The organism is Collinsella sp. TM05-37 (genome assembly GCF_003436455.1).
Taxonomy (GTDB): Bacteria; Actinomycetota; Coriobacteriia; order Coriobacteriales; family Coriobacteriaceae; genus Collinsella.
Map to the genome: position 1 here is coordinate 71,598 of NZ_QSPN01000011.1, position 21,912 is coordinate 93,509.

Below are 21,912 nucleotides of genomic sequence, written 5' to 3' on the forward strand. Positions count from 1 at the left end.
CATGAATCCCATTACCATGAAGCTCGTCGTCGATGACCTGATTTTGCAGGCTCTGCGCGAGGACATTACGTTTGAGGACGTGAGTACGGCGAGCGTGTGCCCCACGGCGCGCCCCGCTACCGTTGAGCTCATCGCCAAGGCCGACGGCATTATCGCCGGCCTGGACATATTCGCCCGCACCTTTGAGCTGCTGGATCCGCAGAGCTCCGTGTTGTTCGATGTCTCGGATGGCGACGAGGTGCACGCCGGCGACCACGTGGGCCAGGTGCGCGGCGATGTGCGCGTGCTGCTTTCGGGCGAACGCGTGGCACTCAACTACCTGCAGCGCATGAGCGGTATCGCTACCTACACGCACAGCATGGCCGCGGCGCTCGAGGGCACCAAGACCGTGCTTGTCGACACACGCAAGACCACGCCGGGCATGCGCGTGTTTGAGAAGGCGGCGGTCGAGATCGGCGGCGGCAGCAACCACCGCTACAACCTGTCGACGGCCGTCATGCTCAAGGACAACCACATCGACGCCGCCGGCGGCGTGACGCGTGCGATCGAGATGGCGCGCGCCCATGCATCGTTTACCACGACGGTCGAGATCGAGTGCGAGAACCTGGACATGGTGCGCGAGGCCGTGGAAGCCGGCGCCGATATCATCATGTTCGACAACATGACTCACGACGACATGGCTGCCGCGATTGAGCTTATCGCCGGCCGCGCCAAGACCGAGTGCTCGGGCAACGTGGATGCCAGCAATATCCGCGCCCTGGCTGATCTGGGCGTCGACTACATTAGCTCGGGCGCCCTGACGCACTCCGCGCCGATCCTCGACCTCTCGCTCAAGCACCTGCGTCTGCTGGACGGTAAATAATGAATGCCCGCGAGCGTCGCCGTGCCATCATGGCCGTGCTCGAGGGAGCCACGGAGCCCGTATCGGGCAGCGCGCTTGCCCGCGAGGTTAGCGTGAGCCGTCAGGTCGTGGTTCAGGATATTGCCCTGTTACGTGCCGATGGGCACGATATCGTGGCGACCAACCGTGGTTATGTGCTGCAGGAGGCCCCCAGCAGCCCCGCCGTGCCCACGCGCTTGGTCAAGGTTCGCCACAGCGTGGAGCAGGCAGGCGATGAGCTCACGAGTATCGTCGACGCCGGTGGCGCCGTGCTCAACGTGATCGTCAATCACCGCGTGTACGGTAAGATCACGGCCGACTTGGACATTCGCAATCGTCGCGATGTTGAGCGCTACCTGCACGATATCGAGAGCGGCAAGAGCTTTCCACTACTAACGGTGACGAGCGGCTACCACTTCCATCGCATTGCGGCGGAGGACGAACAGACCCTCGACGAGATCGAGGCCATGCTCAAGGAGAAAGGCTACCTTGCCGATTTAATGCCCTACGAGGATGATTTGTCCTAACCCGATACTGTATTTATAAGTTGCGGTGAAATAGTTCCTACAATCGGCACCTAAGCAATGAGCCAGGAACTATTCCACCGCAACTGCCAAGGTAGCCCCGTCCCCAATTAGCTGCCTATACAAACAAAAGGAGGCCTCCGCGGCGATGCGGAAGCCTCCTTTTTTGTGCACGGTGTACTTTTGAGTGTGCAAGTGGGGGAGTTGTTACTCCTCGACGATCTCGGTGATCGCGCCAGCGGGGCAAGCGTCCTGGCAAGCGCCACAGGCGACGCAGGAGTCCTCGTCGGCGACGGTAGCGACGTCCTGGAGCTCCAGAACGCCAGCGGGGCAGGAGTCGACGCAAACGCCACAAGCGATGCACTCGTCGGCATCAATTACGGGATGAGCCATGGTAGTTTCCTCTCTGTTGACCGACGCTACAGGCGATGCGCGCCGGTTTGATTCGGGCAAAAACATACCACGGGAGCGACCGTTTGCAATACCCTCTGGCCGGCATCTTCATACCGTTCGCCGAGTATGCCAAGGTTTACTAAAAAACGCGCAGGTGGGGCCGTTGAGCTGCGCAAATGTTAGCTAAAGGTGACTTGTAATATTGAGCTATTGAGCGCGCCTGCGGAAAGGGCATCCCGTTATTTGGCCGAAAACCGGGTCGCAGTTTCCGGTTAGGCCCGCTAGCGGAAACTGCGAGCCGGCATCAGCTCTCAAAACGGGACGAGCTTTCCGCAAGGCAGCTCCAGACACCTTCGGACCCAAGCCTCAGCCATCTCTACATAGATCTCAATAGATCTGCCGAGAACTCAAACAGTGCATCTACCTGCGCATTTGAGAACCTAAACTCTCAGAGATAAGAAATCTTATATGAATTGACTTAGATTTTGTATATTCCGGCCCATAAGGGGATACACTACATCCTGAAAGACAAGCCGAAGCGCCACACGACAGACCGTCGAGCGGCGCGAACGCAAAAGAGAGAGGGAATTTCTAATGAGTAAGATTCTTGGTATCGACCTTGGTACTACTAACTCCGCTATGGCCGTCCTCGAGGGCGGTTCTCCGACCATTATCGTGAACGCCGAGGGCGACCGTACCACCCCGTCTGTCGTGGGCTTCCGTGCTGACGGCGACCGCGTCGTGGGTAAGGCCGCTAAGAACCAGGCTGTCACCAACCCCAAGAACACCGTGTTCTCCATCAAGCGCTTCATGGGCCGCAAGTACTCCGAGTGCACCTCCGAGATCAAGACCGTGCCGTATGAGGTCAAGGAGGGCCAGGGTGGCCGTGCCGTCGTCGATATCGAGGGCAAGGATTATACCGCCGAGCAGGTGAGCGCCATGACGCTCGCAAAGATGAAGGCCGACGCCGAGAAGTATCTGGGCGAGACCGTCACCGACGCCGTCATCACCGTCCCGGCCTACTTCAACGACGCCCAGCGTCAGGCCACCAAGGACGCCGGTAAGATCGCCGGCCTCAACGTCAAGCGTATCGTCAACGAGCCGACCGCTGCTGCTCTGGCCTATGGCCTGGACAAGCAGGGCACCGACCAGCGCATTCTGGTCTTCGACCTGGGCGGCGGCACCTTCGACGTCTCCATCCTCGACCTCGCTGACGGCGTGTTTGAGGTTCTGTCCACCTCGGGCGACAACCACCTGGGCGGCGACGACTGGGATCAGCGCGTCATCGACTGGATGGCCGATAAGTTCCAGCAGGAGAACGGTGTCGACCTGCGTCAGGACCCCATGGCCCTGCAGCGTCTGAAGGAGGCCGCCGAGAACGCCAAGAAGGAGCTCTCCGCAGCCCAGCAGTCCACCATCAACCTGCCGTTCATCACCATGAACCAGTCTGGCCCGCTGCACCTCAACTACACGCTGACCCGCGCCGAGTTCGAGAAGATCACCCGCGACCTGCTCGAGCGCTGCAAGCAGCCTGTCACCAACGCCCTGCGCGACGCCAAGCTTAAGCTCTCCGATCTGACCGAGGTCATCCTCGTCGGCGGCTCCACCCGTATGCCCGCCGTCCAGGATCTGGTCAAGACCATGACCGGCAAGCAGCCCAACATGTCCGTGAACCCCGACGAGGTCGTTGCCGACGGCGCTGCCGTCCAGGGCGGCGTGCTCACCGGCGACGTCGAGGGCATCCTGCTGCTCGACGTTACCCCGCTGTCGCTGGGCGTCGAGACCATGGGCGGCATCATGACCAAGATGATCGACCGCAACACCACGATCCCGACCTCCAAGACCGAGGTCTACTCCACCGCTGCCGACAACCAGACCAGCGTCGAGATCAACGTGCTCCAGGGCGAGCGCGAGCTTGCCCGCGATAACAAGTCGCTCGGTAAGTTCCAGCTGACCGGTATCCCGGCTGCCCGCCGCGGTGTGCCGCAGATCGAGGTCACCTTCGACATCGACGCCAACGGCATCGTCAAGGTCTCTGCTAAGGACAAGGGCACCGGCAAGGAGCAGCAGATCACCATTTCCGGCTCCACCGCGCTTTCCGACGACGAAGTCGATCGCATGGTCAAGGACGCCGAGGCTCATGCCGAGGAGGACAAGAAGCAGAAGGAAGAGGTCGAGGTCCGCAACCAGACCGACAGCCTGTGCTACTCCACCGAGCAGACCCTCAACGAGCTGGGCGACAAGGTTTCCGCCGATGTGAAGTCCAAGGCCGAGGCCGCTATCGCCGACGCCAAGAAGGCGCTCGAGGGCTCTGACGTCGAGGCCATCAAGGCCGCTGGCGAATCCCTGCAGTCCGTAGCCTACGAGCTGGCTCAGGTTGTCTACGCCGACGCTCAGCAGCAGACCGACGGCGCCGCCGGTGCCCAGCCTGCCGACGATGACGTTGTCGACGCCGACTACGAGGTTGTGGACGACGAGGACAAGTAATCATGTCCGCCCGTAAAGCTCGCACGGAGGCGGCCGCCGCTGGCGCCGCCCCCGTTGACTCTGAGGAGAAGGACGTGAAGATTCCCGTAGAGGCCGTCGACGATACCGAGGCCAACGAGGCCGAGGCCGCCGAGGCTGCCGAGAACCAGGTAGAGGATTCCAACAAGGAGGCGACGATGACCGAGGACGAGATGGTGGAAGCCGCTATCCGCGCCGGTGAGGAAGCCGCCGACAACGACTTTAAGCTCAAGTTCGAGCAGGCCCAAAAGGAGCTTGCCGACGTACGCAGCGAGCTCGATGCTGCGGCAGAGGCTCAGAAGGCCGCCGAGGACAAGGCAAAGGACGCCACCGAGCGTACCGCCCGTCTGCAGGCCGACTGGGAGAACTTCCGTCGCCGCACCGCCAGCGAGCGTATCGCCGAGCGCGAGCGCGCGACCGAGAAGCTTGTCACCGCGCTGTTGCCGGTGGTTGACGATATCGAGCGTGCAATCGACCATGCCCGTAGCCAGGAGCTTTCCGACGACTTTAAGCAGTTCGTCGATGGCGTTGATGCGGTGCATGCCAAGCTGCTCGATGTGTTTGCGCACGAGGGCGTTGAGCCCATCGACCCCAAGGGCGAGGCGTTCGATCCGCTCGAGCACCAGGCCGTGGGGCGTGTCGAGGACGCATCGCAGTACGACGAGACCGTCAACGACGTGTACCAGAAGGGCTACCGCATGGCGGACCGCATCCTGCGCTCCGCGATGGTGACGGTGACCTACGGTGGCGAGAAACGCCCCGCACCGGAGCCCGAAGCGGCGCCCGAGGATGCTACGGCCGATACGGCCGAGAGCACCGAGGAGTAATTGAGAAGGGCCCCGGGGCAACACCCGGGGCCCTTTCTGGCCTAGTGCCATATGACAGTATGAGCCGCCGCCCGTTGAGCGGTGGATGAAACAGGAGAGGAGCTACGATGGCTGCAGGCAAAACCTTCTATGACATCCTGGGCGTATCCAAGAGCGCCTCCGACAAAGAGATCAAGAGCGCGTTTCGCAAGCTCGCGCAAAAATACCACCCCGATGCCGGCGGCGACGAGGCCAAGTTCAAGGAGATTAGCGAGGCTTACGAGACGCTTTCGGACGAGAAGAAGCGCAAAGAGTACGACCAGATGCTCATGTTCGGCGGCATGCCGGGCGCGGGCGGCGCGTATGGCGGCGGCTACGGTGCCGGCGCCGGTGCGAGCGGCTGGGGCGATATCTTCGACAGCATCTTTAGCGGCAACGGCGCCTGGGGCAGCGATTGGGGCTCGGGCTTTGCCGGGGCTGCGGGTGCTGCCGGTGCCGGCGCGGGCCGCAGCCGTGCTCGCAAGGGCGGCGACCTGTCGCTGACTGTCGACGTGACGGCCGAGGACGCGTTCCGCGGCGTGACGCACAAGGTCACCTACCGCATTCCCTCGACGGGCGAGCAGCAGACCATTACGGTCTCGGTGCCTGCGGGCGCCGTGGATGGCGGCAAGCTGCGCTACAAGCGTCGCGGCGAGTATGGCGTTGCCGGCGGCGAGCGCGGTGACCTGGTCGTGACCACGCACGTGGAGGAGCATCCGCTGTTTAAGCGTAAAGGTGCCGATGTGACCATGGAGGTACCGATCTCGGTTTACGAGGCGGCGCTCGGCTGCACGGTGGATGTGCCCACACCCGGCGGCGCGACGGTTCGTCTGAAGGTGCCGGCGGGCACCCAGACGGGCAAGAAGTTCCGCTTTAAGGAGATGGGAGCGCCCGACGTTAAACACCGTGGCCGTACGGGCGCGCTGCTCGTCGAGATCAAGGTGCAGGTCCCCACGAACCTATCCGATGACGAGCGCGATGCCATGGCCAAGCTGCGCGAGGCCGACACGCGCGACTATCGCGAGAAGGTCAATCGTTACAAGGCGACGTACTAGGGCGGTCGCGGCGCACGCCCACGCCCGCGGGCTTATGATGGACGATAACGAGACGGAAAGGGGTCAGGTAGCATGGCCGAGGACAATAGGAATAAACCGCTGTACATGATCAGCGTGGCGGCCGAGTTGACCGGCATGCATCCGCAGACTCTGCGCGTCTACGAGTCCAAGGGCCTGGTGAACCCCCAGCGCTCGGGCGGCAACACGCGTCTGTATTCGCGTGCCGATATCGAGCGCCTGGAGCTCATCAACCAGCTGACTGACGAGGGCATCAACCTTGCCGGCGTGGTGCGCATCCTCGATATGAAGGAGCGTGCCGAGGAGCGCGAGCGCGAGAACGAAAAACTCCGCGCACGCGTGCGCCAGCTCGAGGACGAGCTGCACGAGTACAAGATGCAGAAGAAGATCACCGCCCTGGCCCCGCGCGACGGCTCGGTCAACCCCGAGCAAGTCATGCGCAAGCTGCTAGGTACGGGTAGCGACCTATAGCTCCGCCGACGCTGCCGGGCACTCATTGGGGGCAGACTTAAATGAGTACCTGCAGAATGAGAGTGGATAATCTCCCGTTTTTTGCCTGTTTGCAGGCTCAAAGTGGGAGATTATCCACTCTCGTCATTTGAGCGTCTAAGTCTGCCTCCCCAGGACCTAACTCGTCCTCTGCTTTACTGAGATAAAGTGAACGCAGAGATTCGTAACCCACTCGCAACCGTTCTATGGCACGATATTGAACGAATGTATGCTATGCGCCCAAATCTTTTGGGCAGAGTGGGAGACAGTATGGTCAAGCTGTACGAGGACGGCATCTACCTGCGCGGCGGCAGCGAGGTTGTGCCTGCGGCCGAGGCTGCCGAGCGCGGTATTACGCAGACACCCGAGGATGCCAAGCGCGGCACCATCGCGTATTCGATCCTCCAGGCACACAATACGTCGGGCGACCCCGAGGCACTCAAGATTCGCTTCGATGCCATGGCGAGCCACGACATCACCTTTGTCGGCATCATCCAGACGGCGCGCGCTTCGGGCATGGAGCAGTTCCCGCTGCCTTACGTGCTCACCAACTGCCATAACTCGCTGTGCGCCGTGGGCGGCACCATCAATGAGGACGACCACGTCTTTGGCCTTTCCGCAGCCAAGAAGTACGGCGGCATCTTCGTTCCGCCGCACATCGCCGTCATCCACTCCTTTATGCGCGAGAACTTCGCCGGTTGCGGCAAGATGATCCTGGGTTCCGACTCGCACACCCGCTATGGTGCCCTGGGTACCATAGCCGTGGGCGAGGGCGGCGGCGAGTTGGCAAAGCAGCTGCTGCGCGACACCTACGATGTCGCCTATCCCGGCGTCGTGGCCATCTACCTCACGGGCGCCCCGCGCCCCGGCGTCGGCCCGCACGACGTGGCGCTCGCCATCATTCGCGCCGTCTTTGCCAAGGGCTACGTCAAGAACAATGTCATGGAGTTTGTGGGCCCGGGCATCGCGAGCATGACGACCGACTACCGCAACGGCGTTGACGTCATGACCACCGAGACCACCTGCCTGTCGAGCATCTGGGCCACCGACGAGGACACGCACGCGTTTTTGACCATGCACGGCCGCGGCGACGACTATCGCGAGCTCAAGCCCGCCGATGTCGCCTACTACGACGGTTGCGTCGAGGTCGACCTGTCGAGCATCAAGCCCATGATCGCACTGCCGTTCCATCCTTCCAACGGCTTTGAGATCGACGAGCTCAACGAGAACCTCGAGGACATCCTGCACGAGGTGGAGCTCGAGGCCGCCAAGATCGGCGAGGGCAAGACGCACTTTAGCCTGCTCGACAAGATCGTCGACGGCAAGCTGCACGTGCAGCAGGGCGTTATCGCCGGCTGCTCGGGCGGCAACTATGACTCCGTGGTCCAGGCTGCCCGCGTGCTCAAGGACGCCAATACCGGCTGCGGCGAGTTCTCGCTGTCGGTCTATCCCACGAGCCAGCCCGTGGCGCTCGAACTTACACGCCGCGGCTACATCTACGACCTCATGGAGGCCGGCGCAATCGTGCGCACGGCATTCTGCGGCCCGTGCTTCGGCGCCGGCGACACGCCCGCCAACAACGGCCTTTCGATCCGTCACACCACGCGCAACTTCCCCAACCGCGAGGGTTCCAAGCCGGGTAATGGCCAGCTGAGCGCCGTGGCCCTGATGGACGCCCGCTCCATTGCGGCAACGGCTGCCAACGGCGGCGTCCTGACGCCGGCGACCGACCTGCCCGAGGACACTTGGGACGAGGCCTGCGAGTACACCTTTGACGACGCGCCGTACAAGAAGCGCGTGTACTGGGGCTTTGGCAAGGCGGAGCCTGCCGACGAGCTGGTCGAAGGCCCCAACATCAAGCCGTGGCCCGCGATGGAGCCGCTCGGCGACGACATCCTGCTCAAGGTTTGCTCCAAGATCATGGACCCGGTCACCACGACCGACGAGCTCATTCCCTCGGGCGAGACGAGCTCCTTCCGCTCCAACCCGCTGGGCCTGGCTGAGTTTACGCTGAGCCGCCGCGACCCGGCCTACGTGGGTCGCTCCAAGGAGGTCGACGCTGTGGAGAAGCGTCGCGTTGCCGGCGAGTCCGCGGGCGACCTGGCGGCGTTCGATGCCGAGCTTGCCGGTGTGTTTGAGGCGCTGGCCGGCGCGGGTGTCGCGGCCGATGCCAAGGCGACCGAGTTCGGTTCCATGATTTACGCCAAGAAGCCTGGCGACGGCAGCGCCCGCGAGCAGGCCGCGAGCTGCCAGCGCGTAATTGGCGGCCTGGCCAACATCGTCCACGAGTACGCCACCAAGCGCTATCGCTCCAACGTGATGAACTGGGGCATGGTGCCCTTCCAGATGGAGGCCGAGCCCAACTTTGAGGTGGGCGATTACGTCTTTGTGCCGGGTATCCGTGCCGCGCTCGATGGCGACCTGAAGGACATCGCCGCCTACGTGGTGCGCGCCGATGGTGCGGTCGAGCAGATTGAGCTCTACATTGCCGATATGACGGCAGAGGAGCGTGCCATCGTCAAGGCCGGCTGCCTGATCAACTACAACAAGTTCAAGGCCGCTGCCGAGTAGCGCACTTAATTGTCCGCCCGGGGCTTACCCTTTCCCGCCCGCTCACGCGCTTCGCGAGGGCCGCGTTCGGGAAAGGGTAAGCCCCGGGCTACATTTCTGCGTTCTCGTTGGGTCTTGAGGGACGCTAATAAATAGACTTGCTTGATGCCGCCTCTGTTATCGGGGCGGCTTCTTTTTGTTGAAAACCACCACAAAGGGGGCAGGCACCTTTGTGGTGGTGGGGACGAGCTCGATGCTGTTGTGATCGTTGAGCGGCATGTTAATGGGCGGCTCTACAGAATTTCATCTGGGCTGGCGGGTTTGGTTGTTTTGGGGATGCCGAGTTTGGATGACGCGAAATCGTCAACATTGTCCTTAATTCCGTCTTTGGTGTAGACAGTGACCATATAGGTGCTGTGTCCGAATTCGCCCTTGTCGCGTGTTGCCCAGGCATCCCAGTAGGCGGCCCCGTTTCGCCCTTTGATTTTTCCGACACGGCGGAGTTCTGTTCGCTTTAATTTCTGGTTGCTATAGATGGTTCGACCGGCCTCCTCGGTGAGCCCGCACTGTCCAAGCATCTTGTCGAGGACTTGGTTCATGTGACGCTCATCGGTGTTTGGTGCGTAGTCGTAGGCGAGGGTGATGAAGTCGAGTGGCTGGTCGTCGATTAGATAGTTTAGCGTCTGAGGTCCAAGGCAGAAATAGGGGGAGCATCCGTCGATCTGACCGAGCAGTGGCAACTTTGACTACCAACTTCCGGTGGGAATTCCATCTTCGTAAAACACGCCGCGACAGATAAAGGAGAGCGAGGTGGCACGCGAGCCGGCGTCGACCATTCCGCATAAATCGAAGGGCGAGGTGATACCAAGGGAAAAGGGCGTGATGACGATAAGGAAGAGCATCACGATGGGTATGGCGAGAATGGCGATGACGTTGCGACCGGTGGAATGAGGCGGCTTCATATGCGCTCCTCGAGACAAAGATCTGTTGAGGATAGGCAGAAATGGATATGTTCAGAGAACAATTCAAGTTTAATCTCATTGCGCGAGATGGTCGACCGTTAGCGTCGAAAACCACCACAAAGGTGCCTGTCCCCTTTGTGGTGGTGAGGAGCGCGCGGCTTCTTTTGGTAATAGTGTTAGCTGGCGGTATCATTAGTGCAGGTGGCGAAGGTTTGCATTGTGGGGTGTTTTGCCGTGAGCCGTTCTGCCCGTATTGGATTGATTGTTTTGGCGCTTGCGATTACCGTGGTTGGCGCGGGCGTTGTCGGCATGGCATTTCTACCTGCTGCGGTGACGGAGCCGGTGGTCAAGCCTGTGACTCAATCTGTCGAACTTCTGACCGGCGACGACAAGCCCGAGACCATTGCCGTTGATTTTGATGAGCAGCCGGCTGTGCTGGGTATTAGCAATTATCCGCGTATTCAGCTTGGGGCCATGCGCTATACCACGGATACAAGCCTGATCGATAGGGCGTCCGAGCTACTCAAGGGCAAAACATTTAAGCGTTGGTACGGATATGCGTCCTATCGGGCAAAAGCGAACGACATGGTTGGCGGATGCCACTCTTCCATCGAGCTGGACACTGCAAACGGCGCAAAGTTATGTGATGTCTCGTACGATCCGGGCTACGAGGGCAATGAGGGTCCGGGCATCTACATCATGGACGGCGATGTCGCCTATGTCATGGAGGGCGACCAGACCGAGCTCAACGATTTTATGGGTCAGTGTATCCAAGATGCCTATAAACAGACCTGCTTGCCTGACCCGCAGACTGCACGCGATAGTGGGTCTGCCCGTACATGGCTGTTCGAGGATGAGATGCCCTGGACCGTCGAATCGGGAAGTACGGGTTCGGCGAAGGAGTAGAGACCGCGACCACCACAAAGGGGACAGGCACCTTTGTGGTGGTTTTTGGTTTGTCTCGATTTGTAACATCTTGGCCGCTAAAAGTGGGCCTGGTGTTACAGATTGAGATTTTCGATTCGGGTGTCTTCTGTTCGTCTCGATCTGTAACAGTTAGACCCTAATTTGCCGAGTAGATGTTACAGATTGAGACAAACGGTTGCCGCTGGTCATTTCATCTTGATCCGTAACATCTAGGATCAAAAATGGCTGCTAGATGTTACAGATCGAGACGGTAGTGCGCCTGGGCAGCGGCGGGCTGACATCTCAGTACCCTATCCATCAATCACTCAGAAAATCTTATATATAGAGACTTAGATTTGTGTATAAGATCGAGCAAAGCTGGCAACAATACTTCTCGAACAACGTGAAGCCGCCCCGTAGGGCGGCCGCCCCAAGAGAGGTGATTCCATGAGAATCGATAAGCTAGCAATGACGTCGCGCGAGGCGCTGCAGACCGCCATGAGCACAGCTGCCGACGCGCAGGCCGGCGCGGTGGAGCCGATTCACCTGCTGTCCGCCCTGCTTGGTGCCGGCGAGCGCAATATCTCCGTGATCATCGAGCGCATCGGCGCCGATCCGGCCCAGCTTGCACGCTCCACACAAGATGCCATCGACCGCGCGCCCAAGGTTTCGGGCGAGGGCCAGCAGATGGGCCTTTCCAATGAGCTCGTCCGTGTCATCGAGAAGGCCGAGAAGAAGGCCACCAAGATGGGTGACAGCTTTGTGGTGACCGAGCATCTGCTGATGGCGCTTGCCGAGGACAAGGGCGAGGCTGGTCGTGTACTGCGTGACGCTGGCGTGACCAAGGAGCGCATCGAGCAGGTCTACGAGGAGCTGCGTGGCGATGACCGCGTGACGTCTGCCGAGGACAAGACCCAGTTTGAGGCGCTGGAGCAGTACGGTCGCAACATCTGCGATCTGGCCCGCGCCGGCAAGCTCGACCCGGTCATCGGCCGTACCGACGAGATCCGCCGTACCATCCAGGTTCTGTCCCGCCGCACCAAGAACAACCCCGTGCTCATCGGCGAGCCGGGCGTCGGCAAGACGGCCATCGTCGAGGGTATCGCCCAGCGTATCGTGGCCGGCGACGTGCCGAGCACCCTGCGCGACCGCGACCTCATCGAGCTCGACATGAGCGCGCTGGTCGCCGGCGCCAAGTATCGCGGCGAGTTCGAGGACCGCTTGAAGGCCGTGCTCAAGGAAGTGCAAAAGGCGCAAGGCAAGGTCATCCTGTTCATCGATGAGCTCCACACCATCGTGGGCGCGGGTGCCACCGAGGGCTCCATGGATGCCGGCAACATCCTCAAGCCGGCGCTCGCCCGTGGCGACTTGCACGCAATCGGCGCGACTACGCTCGACGAGTACCGCAAGTACATCGAGAAGGACGCGGCACTCGCCCGTCGTTTCCAGACCGTGATGGTCAGCGAGCCTACCGTCGAGGACACCATTTCAATCCTGCGTGGCCTCAAGGAGAAGTACGAGATCTTCCACGGCGTGCATATCACCGATAGTGCGCTCGTGGCAGCTGCCGACCTCTCCGATCGCTATATCGCCGACCGCTTCCTGCCCGACAAGGCCATCGACCTGGTCGATGAGGCGGCAAGCCGCTTGCGCATGGAGCTCGACAGCATGCCGGTCGAGATTGACGCCACCACGCGTCAGCTCACCCAGCTGCAGATCGAGGAACAGGCGCTCATGAAGGAGACCGACGACGCCTCCAAGGAGCGTCTGGAGGCCCTGCGCCAGGAGATCGCCGAGGTCCAGGAAAAGCTCAACGTGCAAAAGGCCGGCTGGCTCAACCAGAAGAACGCCATCGACCACGTGCAGGAGCTTAAGGGGCAGCTTGACGAGGCCAAGAGCGAAGAGGAGCGCGCGACGCGCAACGGCGACCTGGGCCGTGCGTCCGAGCTGCGCTACTCCGTGATCCCTGGCCTGCAGCAGCAGATTCAGGATTCCGAGGCTGCGCTCGAGGCACAAAAGCAGCAGGACGGCGAGGGACTCAACGAGCAGGTAACCTCCGACGAGATCGCCGAGGTCGTGAGCGCCTGGACCGGCGTGCCCGTGTCCAAGATGATGCAGGGCGAGCTCGACAAGCTCAAGGGCCTGGAGGGCGAGCTGCATAAGCGCGTTATCGGTCAGGATGAGGCGGTCTCCGCTGTGGCCGCGGCCGTGCGCCGCAGCCGTGCGGGCCTCTCCGATCCGGACAAGCCCATCGGCAGCTTCTTCTTCCTGGGCCCCACCGGTGTAGGCAAGACCGAGCTCGCCAAGGCGCTGGCCGAGTGCCTGTTCGATGACGAGCGTGCGCTCGTGCGTATCGACATGTCCGAGTACATGGAGAAGTTCAGCGTCCAACGTCTGATCGGTGCGCCTCCGGGATACGTTGGCTACGACGAGGGCGGCCAGCTCACCGAGGCCGTGCGTCGTCGTCCGTACTCCGTAATCTTGCTCGACGAGATGGAGAAGGCTCATCCGGATGTCTTCAACGTGCTGTTGCAGGTGCTTGATGACGGCCGTCTGACCGATGGCCAGGGTCGCCAGGTGTCCTTCAAGAACACGATTATTATCATGACGTCCAACGTGGGCTCCAAGGCCATCGCCGATCTGTCCGGTAAGGACGAGGGGGAGATGCGCCATCAGGTCGACGCCGCCATGGCTCAGACCTTCCGCCCCGAGTTCCTCAACCGTATCGACGATATCGTGGTGTTCCATCCGCTCGGCATGGCGCAAATCGAGAAGATCGTCGATATCCAGCTTGCCGATGTCCGCGCACGCCTGGCCAACGAGCGCATGACGCTTGCCGTCACCCCGGCGGCCAAGCAGATGCTCGCCGTGGGCGGCCTGGACCCCGTGTTCGGTGCCCGTCCGCTCAAGCGCCTGGTCCAGCGCGAGGTCGTGGACGCCATCGCCGCCGCCATCATCGACGGTACGGTGCGCGAGGGCGATCAGGTGACGGTCGATGTCGACAAGGACGGTGCTTTTACCGTCGTGTGCGATAACACGCCGACGGCCACCTACGAGGTCCCAGACGCCGAGTAGATTTTGGGACCGGCTTAAAACCGCCCCTCATCGCAAAACGCCAAGGGCGGCGGATCCAATTGGATCCGCCGCCCTTTTTCGTGCGACAATCGATGATGTTGAACGGATGCGATGCAAGGAGATGCGCAGATGACAGACAAGAACAAGACGGACACGCCGGCGACCGATGCCGCACCCGCCGCACCCAAGCCTGCGCCTAAGCCGGCACCCAAGCCGCGCGACCCCTACATCCGTGCCGAGAACGAGGATGACGACGGCTACGATCCCTACAGCGACCGCCGCCCCGAGCGCGAGCCGCTGTTCGAAGCCGACCCCTGGCGCTAAGCAGCTAATTTGGGACGGGGCTTTTTTAGCTACTTTTGCCGCCCTACCTGCCCGATGATTTATCTTTGCCCCAGCCGTTCGATATCTTTCGGGGGAGCGGCAGCGGAAAAACTTGCTTAGCTACTAATCAAGATGCACATCAATCTTGCTTATCTGCTAATCAAGATTTGGGACGGGGTAGCTAAAAGCCCCCGTCTCAAAAAGACTGCTCTGGGTTGTGGGCGGCTAGTCCTGGGCTTTGATGCTCGGCAGGAGAATCTGGGCGAGGTAGTCGGTCTCTAGTTTGGTCGCAGCGTCGGCCTTGCCGTCTTTGCCGACCAGTACGTTCTTGATCTGGCTATAGGTGTAGCGGTTGCCGGTCGTGAGCTCGACAAGCTCAATGGCCGTGTCCATGGGGTAGGTCGACACGGGATTCTGCGTCCGTCCGTTGATGGTCTGGGGCACCACGTACGGATAGGCGGGGCCGCTGGCGTAGACGGTATAACCGTTGCCTAGGTTGGCCGCACCCAAAACCGTATCGCCTTCATCGGGCGTAAAGCTCTCGCCCTCGCGCACCGCGACGAGCGTCACAATCGGCGTATCGCTGTCGCCGGCAAGATAGATGCATAGCGTGCTGCCATTTTGCCAAGTCTCGACCTTGCCGTACCACTCGACGGGGATATCGAGCTGGTAGAGGTCGGTTGCCTTGTGACGGGCGTCGGCATCACGGGCCGCCTGTGCCTTTTGCGCGCTCACGGCATTGACGGCGGCGTCGCGCCGCGCGGTTGCCACCTGCTGGAGCACCTTGGCGGTGGCGGAGGAGCTCGCGCCTCCCTCCTCGGCATATTTGGCGGCGGCATCGATCTGGTCGTCGGTTACCGTGTCGGCCGAAGGCACCTTGAGCTTAAAGGTGACCTGGGCACTTAAATCCTGTCCATCGCTCTTAACGGTGACCTGCGTCTTGGTGGTCGGGACGGTATAGATGGTGCCGTCGGCCGCGATGGGGGAGGCAGCGATGGAGAGCGTGTAGTCACCGGGTAGTAGTTTGATGCCACGGCCGTGCTCGTCAACATAGAGTGTTTCGCTTACGGAGGATCCGTCAGAATCCTGGCCACTTACCTGTACGGGAATCTTGGAGCCGGTGGAACAGTCGAGCCCCGCGGCATGTACGCCAATCTGCACCGACATCATCGTGTGGGCATTGGCGGCGACAGCGGCAGCCTGCTCTTGCTGATATCCGTTCCAGGCAGCATAGCCTGCACCACCGGCGACGAGCGCGACGGCCACGACACCGGCGACCATCAGATTGCGGCGCTTGGGCGACATCTTGCGATGGCGAACCTCGGCCTCGCGTGCCGAGGGAACGGACGGCAGGGGAATATCGCCCATGGCGATGGTCTCGTCCACGGCTGGTGCGGAACCCAGGCCAGGAAGCTCGCGGGTCAGCGAATCCTCGGCCGGCAAGCTGTCGAGCAAGACGGTTTCCTCGCCCGTGTCGGATTCGGGCTGATTGCCGGCCTCGCTTTCGGTACCTTCGTGACCTGCCTCATCTTCGGCAGGCTCAACGTCGTCTGCATCCTGATCATCGGACTGCGCCTCGGCTTCCAGCTCATCCTGCACATCAACGCCCGAATCGTCAAACGCAATCTCATCGAGTGAAATCCGGTCTAAGCTCTCCAAGGCCTCAGCGCAAGCTTCTGCATCTTGGGTCGCATCCTCTTGGCCCATCGTCTCATCTTTCATATATCCCCCAAGCTCAATATCGGGACAACAATGTACCCAAAAACAAGGTCATATAGAGCTGTCAGGCGATCGGAAATCTGATTTTATCTGTGCGAGAGGTTTTGAATGTGTGTGCGAATGGAATATGTGCGTGAATGCGTGCAACAACAAAAAGCCCCGGAAAGCGGGCGAATCGCTTTCCGGGGCTGCGCATGACGCGCGATTGCGGTATCGGCTAAGTTTGCCTACATTCAAATGTGGACGGAATAAACATGTTACTCGGCGTGAGCGTAATCAACCTTGGCGCGGCGGGCGGTAGCCTTCTCCCAATCGCTGGTGCCCTCAAAGACATCCTGCTTGTAGGGATTGCGGCCGAGCTTCTTGGCACGGTAGGCGATGTAGATGATCGCGGCGATGTTGGCGACCAGTGCGGCGATCGAGACCGCGGTAGCGGCACTGGGGTCGAGCGTGGAGTGGGTTACAAAGATGGACTCCTCCTGGAAGTAGGGGAACACCTGGGCAAACATGCACCAAATGGCAAGCGTAAAGGCGCGATTCTGGATCCAGCCGCCCTTGTTCCAGATAAAGGCGGCGACGGTGGGCGCCAGCAGCAGCGCAAAGCCGCAGAACCAGGAGTGGGTGGGCAGGCAGTTGTAGGTGTAGCAGAAGTTCCAGATATCGTAGGCGATGATGTAGACCCAGGTCATGTCGGGCCACAGCATGTCGGTCTTGTCCTCAGAGGCGTAGACACTCCACCAACCGGTCATGCAGAAGATGTTGATGATACCGGCGATGCCGTTGAACACGTTGTTCCAGCCGGCGAGCTGCGTGGCGCCCTCGGAGGTGACCCAGGTGGACTCGCCCAGGACAAAGAAGTGATAGGCGCTCTCAAAGTCGGACACGACGGCGATCATGATGTTGATGGCGACGATCACAAACGGCCACGCGCGGAACCAATGCGCCTTGCCGATCTTGCCCCACTGGTACTTAATGGCAATGAAGCCCCAGCAACCGGCCAGCGCCGCGTATACCTTGGCGTAGTGGAACCAGCTGTTCTGGTACACATGGGTGGGGTTGGTGAGCGCCCACTCGGCACCCTGTGAGACGCCGATGGCGATAGCGACGCAGTAGATGGTCATGGCCAGCGGAGCCACGCCAAAGATGATGGCCGCGCCCAGCTTGGTGCGGCGGCCGACCTCGTTGAGCACGATCAGGCCAATAAAGACCATGGCCCAGCCGGCCCAGTGGATAAGGGTATTGCTACCCCAAACATCGAACAGCATGCTGCTCTCCTTTCACAAGCCCGCGGCCCCTCTTCTGATCGCGGGCAGTTTGGCCAAATGTCGTCAGTTCTGGGGCTTGCGCTCCTGATACTTGGCGGTATAGCCCTCGATATGGAGCGTCGAGGCGATGATTTCCTTGACTGTCTCGTCGGGCACATCGGGGTGCGTGCGGATATACATCAGCAGCCCCATGATGAGGGTGTAGAACGTCTCGTAGACATGGTCGATGCGTAGCTCGTGATGGGCGACAAAATCCACCACGGTGGTATCGCAGATATACTGCGCCACGCGCTGGACCACGTTGTGCAAAAAGCCGCCGTAGAGCGCGCCGCTGCTCGAGGTGAGCGTGCTCGGCAACTCGTGGCCGCTCACGACCAGGCGCCTAAAGAGCGGAGCAACGGTGTCGAGTGCGCCTTCGATGTCGCCAACCGTGCGGCTGGCGTTCCACTGCTCGAGCTCGGCGATAAAGCCGTCGATTGCCTCGTCCATAACGGCGGTGACGGCGGCATCCATATCGGCAAAGTAGTGGTAGAACAGCGAACGCGTGCAGCCAGCCCGCTTGGTCACGGCCGATACCGAAAGATGGGACACACCAAGCTCGGCGCTCACGGCGCGCACAGCGGCGAGGATCTCGCGACGGCGCTCGTCGCCCGTCAGGCGTTTTGCCGCGCTATCGGATGCGGGGACGGCATCGACCACAGGGATATCTGCTGCGTTGTTGCCCATGTTTTGCCGCCTTTCATCCTCTTTTGCCTGACCGTTCGCCTAACAGTCTTGAATATTGTTGACGGTTCGTCAATACTATTTTTGACACAATGTCAACAATGGCGGGTGAAAGGCATGGGGGCATGCCCGGCCTGCAAAAAAAGAGGGGCGCTGCGGTCTCGCCGGGCTGTGGCAAGAGAAGGGACGACTATGATTCTCAACGGACCGGGGATTAGCTATACCGAGCCCGATATCGGCGCGGAGTTCGTGCCGCCGATACCGGAGCATCCGCGCGAGGCCATCGTCAAACTGTGTGAGCACTGCACCAACCGCCTGCTGCACCGCGACGAGCTGCTGGGCTACGAGTACTGGTCGTTTGCCGAGGCCGCAACCGACGAGCAGGCCGAAGTGCTCTGCAAGATGAAGATGCGCCGTCCCTATACGCTGCCCGAGATGGTCAAGCTCACCGGCATGCCCGAGGCCGATATCGAAAAAATGCTCGACGACATGAGCTACACGGGTCTGCTCGAGTACAACTGGGAAAACCCCGATCGCGCCAAGCAGTGGGTGCTGCCCATGCTGGTGCCGGGTTCCGCCGAGTTCCTCAACATGCGCGTGAGCCAGCTCGAGGAGCATCCGGTCTATGCCAAGTTCTTTGAGCAGGCGTCCAAGGGACCGCTGTCCAAGGCCACGCCGATGGTGCCGCCCGGCGGTGCCGGCATCGGCATGCATGTCATTCCGGTCGAGAAGGCCATCGATGCCGCGAGCACCTCGGTGCCGATCGAGCATATCGAGCATTGGCTCGACAAATACGAAGGTAAGTATGCCGCTAGCACCTGCAGCTGCCGCGCGAGCCGTCGCGTGATGGGAGAGGGCTGCGCCGACGACCCGGCCGATTGGTGCATCGCCGTGGGCGATATGGCCGACTACGTGGTCGAGACCGACCGCGGCCATTATGTGACGCGCGAGGAGGTCTACGACATCCTGCGCCAGGCCGAGGACAACGGCTTTGTGCACCAGATCACCAACATCGACGGTGAGAACAAAATCTTCGCCATCTGCAACTGCAACGTCAACGTGTGCTACGCCCTGCGCACTTCGCAGCTGTTCAACACGCCCAACCTGTCGCGCTCGGCCTACGTCGCCAAGGTCGAGAAGGACAAGTGCGTTGCCTGCGGTCGCTGCGTTGAGGTGTGTCCGGCCGGCGCCGCCAAACTGGGCCAGAAGCTCTGTAGCAAAAAGGCTGGCGGACAGGTGCCCGAGTATCCGCGCCAGGAGCTGCCCGATGCCACCAAGTGGGACCACACCAAGTGGTCGCCCAACTACCGCAACGACAACCGTATCGAGACGCATGAGTCCGGCACCGCGCCCTGCAAGACGGCCTGCCCCGCGCACGTTGCCGTTCAGGGCTATTTGAAGCTCGCGGCGCAGGGCCGCTGCGACGAGGCTCTGGCGCTCATCAAGCGCGAGAACCCGCTGCCCGCTATCTGCGGCCGTGTGTGCAACCGCCGCTGCGAGGATGCCTGCACCCGCGGCCGTGTGGACGCCGCCGTGGCTATCGACGAGGTCAAGAAGTTTATCGCCCAGCGCGATCTGGATGCCGCGACTCGCTATGTCCCACCTGTGGTGACCCCGACGCGTGCCGGCGGCTTCGACCAGAAGATCGCCATCATCGGCGCCGGTCCGGCCGGTCTGTCCTGCGCCTTCTATCTGGCCGAGAAGGGCTACAAGCCCGTCGTGTTCGAGAAAAACGAGCGCCCGGGCGGCATGCTCACCTACGGCATTCCCAGCTTTAAGCTGCAGAAGGATGTTATCGAGGCCGAGGTCGAGGTCATTCGCCTGATGGGTGCCGAGTTCCGCTATGGCGTGGAAGTCGGTCGCGACGTGACGCTCGACGAGCTGCGCGCGCAGGGCTTTAAGGCCTTCTACGTGGCCATTGGCTGCCAGGGCGGCCGCCTTGCCGGCATTCCGGGCGAGGATGCCGAGGATGTGACCGTGGCCGTCGACTTCCTTCGCGAGGTTAACAGCGGCAAGATCGACGCGCTGCCCGGGCGCACCATCGTGGTGGGCGGCGGCAACGTGGCCATCGACGTCGCGCGCAACGCCTGCCGTCTGGGTTCCGAGCACGTTGAGATGTTCTGCCTGGAGAGCGAGGCCCAGATGCCTGCCAGCGAGGAGGAGCGTCGCGAGGCCATTGAGGACGGCGCGCACATTAGCTGCGGCTGGGGCCCCAAGGAGATTCACCTGGACGAGGCCGGTCGTGTGTGCGGTATCACCTTCAAGCGCTGCACGCGTGTCTTTGACGACGAGGGCCGTTTTGCGCCCGAGTATGACGAGAACGACTTGCGCCGTGTCGATGCCGACCGTGTCGTCATGTCCATTGGCCAGTCCATTGTGTGGGGCGACCTGCTGGCTGGCTCCAAGGTGGAGCTCGGCCGCGGCCAGGGTGCCCTTGCCGATCCGCAGACGTACCAGACCGCCGAGCCCGACATCTTTGTGGGCGGCGACGTCTACACTGGCCCCAGCTTTGCCATCGATGCCATTGCCGCCGGTCACGAGGCCGCGGTGTCCATCCATCGCTTTGTGCAGCCGGGCTCCACGCTCACCATCGGCCGCAACCAGCGCCGCTACACCGCGCTTGACCGCGACGATGCCGTGATCGAAAGCTACGACAACGCGAGCCGCGAGGTTGCGCATGTGGACCGCGAACGCGAGAAGGCCGCGCCGTTTAGCGAGTACGTCGAGACCTTTACCGAGGAACAGGTGCGCGCCGAGACCGCTCGCTGCCTGGGCTGCGGCGCCTCGATCGTCGACCCCAACAAGTGTATTGGCTGCGGTCTGTGCACCACCAAGTGCGCGTTCGACGCCATCCATCTGGATCGCGACCGCCCCGAGTGCTCAACGATGGTCAAATACGAGCAAAAGCTCCCAAGCCTGGGCAAGTACGCGCTCAAGCGCGCCATTAAGATCAAATTCGGGAAGAAGTAATGAGGTTCCGCCGTTCTAACGAACGGCGGAACTGCCGACGCTGCGCGGCACCCAGGTACCCCATCTTGCCCCTCAACTGCGGCGCCGCGGGCAAAAGCCCAGCGGACGCCTTGTTTCGGGGCAACCTGGGGTACCTGGGCGCCGCTCGCTGACGTTGAATTGACATCGCATCGACCTCTGTCGAAAGGTTTTATCTTGCATGAATTGGGAATCGTTTACCACATCATTCGCGATGTTGAGAATGTGGCGCGCGCCAATGGCGTGCGTCGCGTTTCGAGCGTGACGTTGCTGCTGGGCGAGGTCTCGGGCGTCGTTCCCGACTTGTTGCTCGACGCTTGGCGCTGGGCGGCGGATAAAAAGCCTATCACGCAGGGCGCGGAGCTTATCGTGGAGCCCGTCGAGGCCGTGACGCATTGCGAGGCGTGCGGCTGCGACTACGCGACGGTCGAGCACGGCAAGACCTGCCCCCATTGCGGCAGCGGCGAGACATACCTGTTGCAGGGCCAGGAGGTCATGATCAAGCAGATCGAGACCCCCGACGAGGACCCGGCAGACACTGCTCCTGGCGACCTCTCCGACGCCCCCGATGCCGTCGACGCCGCCAACCCCCTCCATATCGCCTAACTTAGACATTGGGGACGTTCTTAAACGACTAGTCGTAAAAGAACGTCCATTACAGTCGAAATTGTCAGCCCGGGCCCGTCTCGGG

18 protein-coding genes are annotated in these 21,912 nt (G+C 61.4%); 12 read left to right on the top strand and 6 right to left on the bottom strand.

The genetic code is table 11. The features are described from left to right. Position 1: 1 nt before the first annotated feature. Together nadC and DXD48_RS07025 are read left to right on the top strand one after the other, a co-directional pair. The gene (nadC, locus tag DXD48_RS07020; protein WP_117564546.1) at positions 2–862 is read left to right on the top strand and encodes a carboxylating nicotinate-nucleotide diphosphorylase; all 861 of its coding nucleotides are present in this window, start codon (positions 2–4) and stop codon (positions 860–862) included. Further along, complete coding sequence (locus DXD48_RS07025; RefSeq protein WP_117564547.1) at positions 862–1,407, top strand: transcription repressor NadR; 546 nt, start codon at positions 862–864, stop codon at positions 1,405–1,407. Before nadC ends, DXD48_RS07025 begins: the two co-directional genes overlap by 1 nt. A 204-nt stretch (positions 1,408–1,611) precedes the next feature. On the opposite strand, the gene DXD48_RS07030 is transcribed toward DXD48_RS07025, so the two are convergent. Continuing rightward, positions 1,612–1,797 carry a DUF362 domain-containing protein gene (locus tag DXD48_RS07030; RefSeq protein WP_006235216.1) on the bottom strand — a complete coding sequence of 62 codons (186 nt, stop codon included), beginning with the start codon at positions 1,795–1,797 and terminating at the stop codon, positions 1,612–1,614. A 594-nt stretch (positions 1,798–2,391) separates the two neighbouring features. Between DXD48_RS07030 and dnaK the strand changes: the two genes are divergently transcribed. From dnaK to DXD48_RS07055, 5 genes are all read left to right on the top strand, one after another. Further along, complete coding sequence (gene dnaK, locus DXD48_RS07035; protein WP_117564548.1) at positions 2,392–4,284, top strand: molecular chaperone DnaK; 1,893 nt, start codon at positions 2,392–2,394, stop codon at positions 4,282–4,284. A 2-nt stretch (positions 4,285–4,286) separates the two neighbouring features. Further along, a complete protein-coding gene (locus tag DXD48_RS07040; protein ID WP_117564549.1) occupies positions 4,287–5,129 on the top strand; it encodes a nucleotide exchange factor GrpE in 843 nt (280 codons plus the stop codon). Between the two features lie 107 nt (positions 5,130–5,236). Continuing rightward, positions 5,237–6,202, top strand: a complete 966-nt coding sequence (locus DXD48_RS07045) for a DnaJ C-terminal domain-containing protein (protein WP_117564550.1) — start codon at positions 5,237–5,239, stop codon at positions 6,200–6,202. A gap of 72 nt (positions 6,203–6,274) precedes the next feature. Further along, on the top strand, positions 6,275–6,691 hold the full coding sequence (locus DXD48_RS07050) for a heat shock protein transcriptional repressor HspR (protein ID WP_089573643.1): 417 nt from the start codon (positions 6,275–6,277) through the stop codon (positions 6,689–6,691). 288 nt (positions 6,692–6,979) lie between these two features. Further along, a complete protein-coding gene (locus tag DXD48_RS07055) occupies positions 6,980–9,280 on the top strand; it encodes a hydratase (RefSeq protein ID WP_117564551.1) in 2,301 nt (766 codons plus the stop codon). Positions 9,281–9,552: 272 nt separating this feature from the next. Here DXD48_RS07055 and DXD48_RS07060 read toward each other — a convergent pair whose 3' ends face one another. Next, on the bottom strand, positions 9,553–9,858 hold the full coding sequence (locus tag DXD48_RS07060; protein ID WP_158548953.1) for a hypothetical protein: 306 nt from the start codon (positions 9,856–9,858) through the stop codon (positions 9,553–9,555). 147 nt (positions 9,859–10,005) lie between these two features. After that, positions 10,006–10,221, bottom strand: coding sequence for a hypothetical protein (locus DXD48_RS07065; protein ID WP_117564553.1), 216 nt, complete (start codon positions 10,219–10,221; stop codon positions 10,006–10,008). Positions 10,222–10,455: 234 nt separating this feature from the next. Here DXD48_RS07065 and DXD48_RS07070 point away from each other — a divergent pair, with 234 nt between their 5' ends. The 3 genes from DXD48_RS07070 to DXD48_RS07080 all read left to right on the top strand — a co-directional run bounded on the left by DXD48_RS07070 (position 10,456) and on the right by DXD48_RS07080 (position 14,526). Further along, positions 10,456–11,127 (top strand): hypothetical protein, encoded by a 672-nt coding sequence (locus tag DXD48_RS07070; protein WP_147324155.1) that lies wholly within the window; start codon positions 10,456–10,458, stop codon positions 11,125–11,127. A 447-nt stretch (positions 11,128–11,574) separates the two neighbouring features. Further along, positions 11,575–14,202, top strand: a complete 2,628-nt coding sequence (gene clpB / locus DXD48_RS07075; RefSeq protein WP_117564555.1) for an ATP-dependent chaperone ClpB — start codon at positions 11,575–11,577, stop codon at positions 14,200–14,202. A 129-nt stretch (positions 14,203–14,331) separates the two neighbouring features. After that, positions 14,332–14,526, top strand: coding sequence for a hypothetical protein (locus DXD48_RS07080; RefSeq protein WP_233514976.1), 195 nt, complete (start codon positions 14,332–14,334; stop codon positions 14,524–14,526). A 225-nt stretch (positions 14,527–14,751) separates the two neighbouring features. Here the strand turns inward: DXD48_RS07080 and DXD48_RS07085 are convergent, their stop codons facing one another. The 3 genes from DXD48_RS07085 to DXD48_RS07095 all read right to left on the bottom strand — a co-directional run bounded on the left by DXD48_RS07085 (position 14,752) and on the right by DXD48_RS07095 (position 18,236). Further along, positions 14,752–16,248 carry a hypothetical protein gene (locus tag DXD48_RS07085; RefSeq protein ID WP_147324156.1) on the bottom strand — a complete coding sequence of 499 codons (1,497 nt, stop codon included), beginning with the start codon at positions 16,246–16,248 and terminating at the stop codon, positions 14,752–14,754. 254 nt (positions 16,249–16,502) lie between these two features. After that, complete coding sequence (locus DXD48_RS07090; RefSeq protein ID WP_117564558.1) at positions 16,503–17,510, bottom strand: DUF5692 family protein; 1,008 nt, start codon at positions 17,508–17,510, stop codon at positions 16,503–16,505. Positions 17,511–17,573: 63 nt separating this feature from the next. Beyond that, positions 17,574–18,236 carry a TetR/AcrR family transcriptional regulator gene (locus tag DXD48_RS07095; protein ID WP_117564559.1) on the bottom strand — a complete coding sequence of 221 codons (663 nt, stop codon included), beginning with the start codon at positions 18,234–18,236 and terminating at the stop codon, positions 17,574–17,576. 189 nt (positions 18,237–18,425) lie between these two features. Here DXD48_RS07095 and DXD48_RS07100 point away from each other — a divergent pair, with 189 nt between their 5' ends. Continuing rightward, entirely contained in the window at positions 18,426–21,203 is a 2,778-nt protein-coding gene (locus DXD48_RS07100) for an FAD-dependent oxidoreductase (RefSeq protein WP_199407919.1), read from the top strand. A gap of 195 nt (positions 21,204–21,398) precedes the next feature. Next, positions 21,399–21,827 (top strand): hydrogenase maturation nickel metallochaperone HypA, encoded by a 429-nt coding sequence (locus DXD48_RS07105; RefSeq protein ID WP_117564560.1) that lies wholly within the window; start codon positions 21,399–21,401, stop codon positions 21,825–21,827. Positions 21,828–21,912: the final 85 nt, after the last annotated feature.

Coding starts and splice junctions, on each gene's coding strand:
- DXD48_RS07065 (WP_117564553.1), bottom strand. CDS start 10,221: ATGAAGCCGCCTCATTCCACCGGTCGCAACGTCATCGCCATTCTCGCC.
- DXD48_RS07085 (WP_147324156.1), bottom strand. CDS start 16,248: ATGAAAGATGAGACGATGGGCCAAGAGGATGCGACCCAAGATGCAGAA.
- DXD48_RS07100 (WP_199407919.1), top strand. CDS start 18,426: ATGATTCTCAACGGACCGGGGATTAGCTATACCGAGCCCGATATCGGC.
- DXD48_RS07095 (WP_117564559.1), bottom strand. CDS start 18,236: ATGGGCAACAACGCAGCAGATATCCCTGTGGTCGATGCCGTCCCCGCA.
- DXD48_RS07025 (WP_117564547.1), top strand. CDS start 862: ATGAATGCCCGCGAGCGTCGCCGTGCCATCATGGCCGTGCTCGAGGGA.
- DXD48_RS07060 (WP_158548953.1), bottom strand. CDS start 9,858: ATGAACCAAGTCCTCGACAAGATGCTTGGACAGTGCGGGCTCACCGAG.
- nadC (WP_117564546.1), top strand. CDS start 2: ATGAATCCCATTACCATGAAGCTCGTCGTCGATGACCTGATTTTGCAG.
- dnaK (WP_117564548.1), top strand. CDS start 2,392: ATGAGTAAGATTCTTGGTATCGACCTTGGTACTACTAACTCCGCTATG.
- clpB (WP_117564555.1), top strand. CDS start 11,575: ATGAGAATCGATAAGCTAGCAATGACGTCGCGCGAGGCGCTGCAGACC.
- DXD48_RS07050 (WP_089573643.1), top strand. CDS start 6,275: ATGGCCGAGGACAATAGGAATAAACCGCTGTACATGATCAGCGTGGCG.
- DXD48_RS07045 (WP_117564550.1), top strand. CDS start 5,237: ATGGCTGCAGGCAAAACCTTCTATGACATCCTGGGCGTATCCAAGAGC.
- DXD48_RS07090 (WP_117564558.1), bottom strand. CDS start 17,510: ATGCTGTTCGATGTTTGGGGTAGCAATACCCTTATCCACTGGGCCGGC.
- DXD48_RS07055 (WP_117564551.1), top strand. CDS start 6,980: ATGGTCAAGCTGTACGAGGACGGCATCTACCTGCGCGGCGGCAGCGAG.
- DXD48_RS07080 (WP_233514976.1), top strand. CDS start 14,332: ATGACAGACAAGAACAAGACGGACACGCCGGCGACCGATGCCGCACCC.
- DXD48_RS07040 (WP_117564549.1), top strand. CDS start 4,287: ATGTCCGCCCGTAAAGCTCGCACGGAGGCGGCCGCCGCTGGCGCCGCC.
- DXD48_RS07030 (WP_006235216.1), bottom strand. CDS start 1,797: ATGGCTCATCCCGTAATTGATGCCGACGAGTGCATCGCTTGTGGCGTT.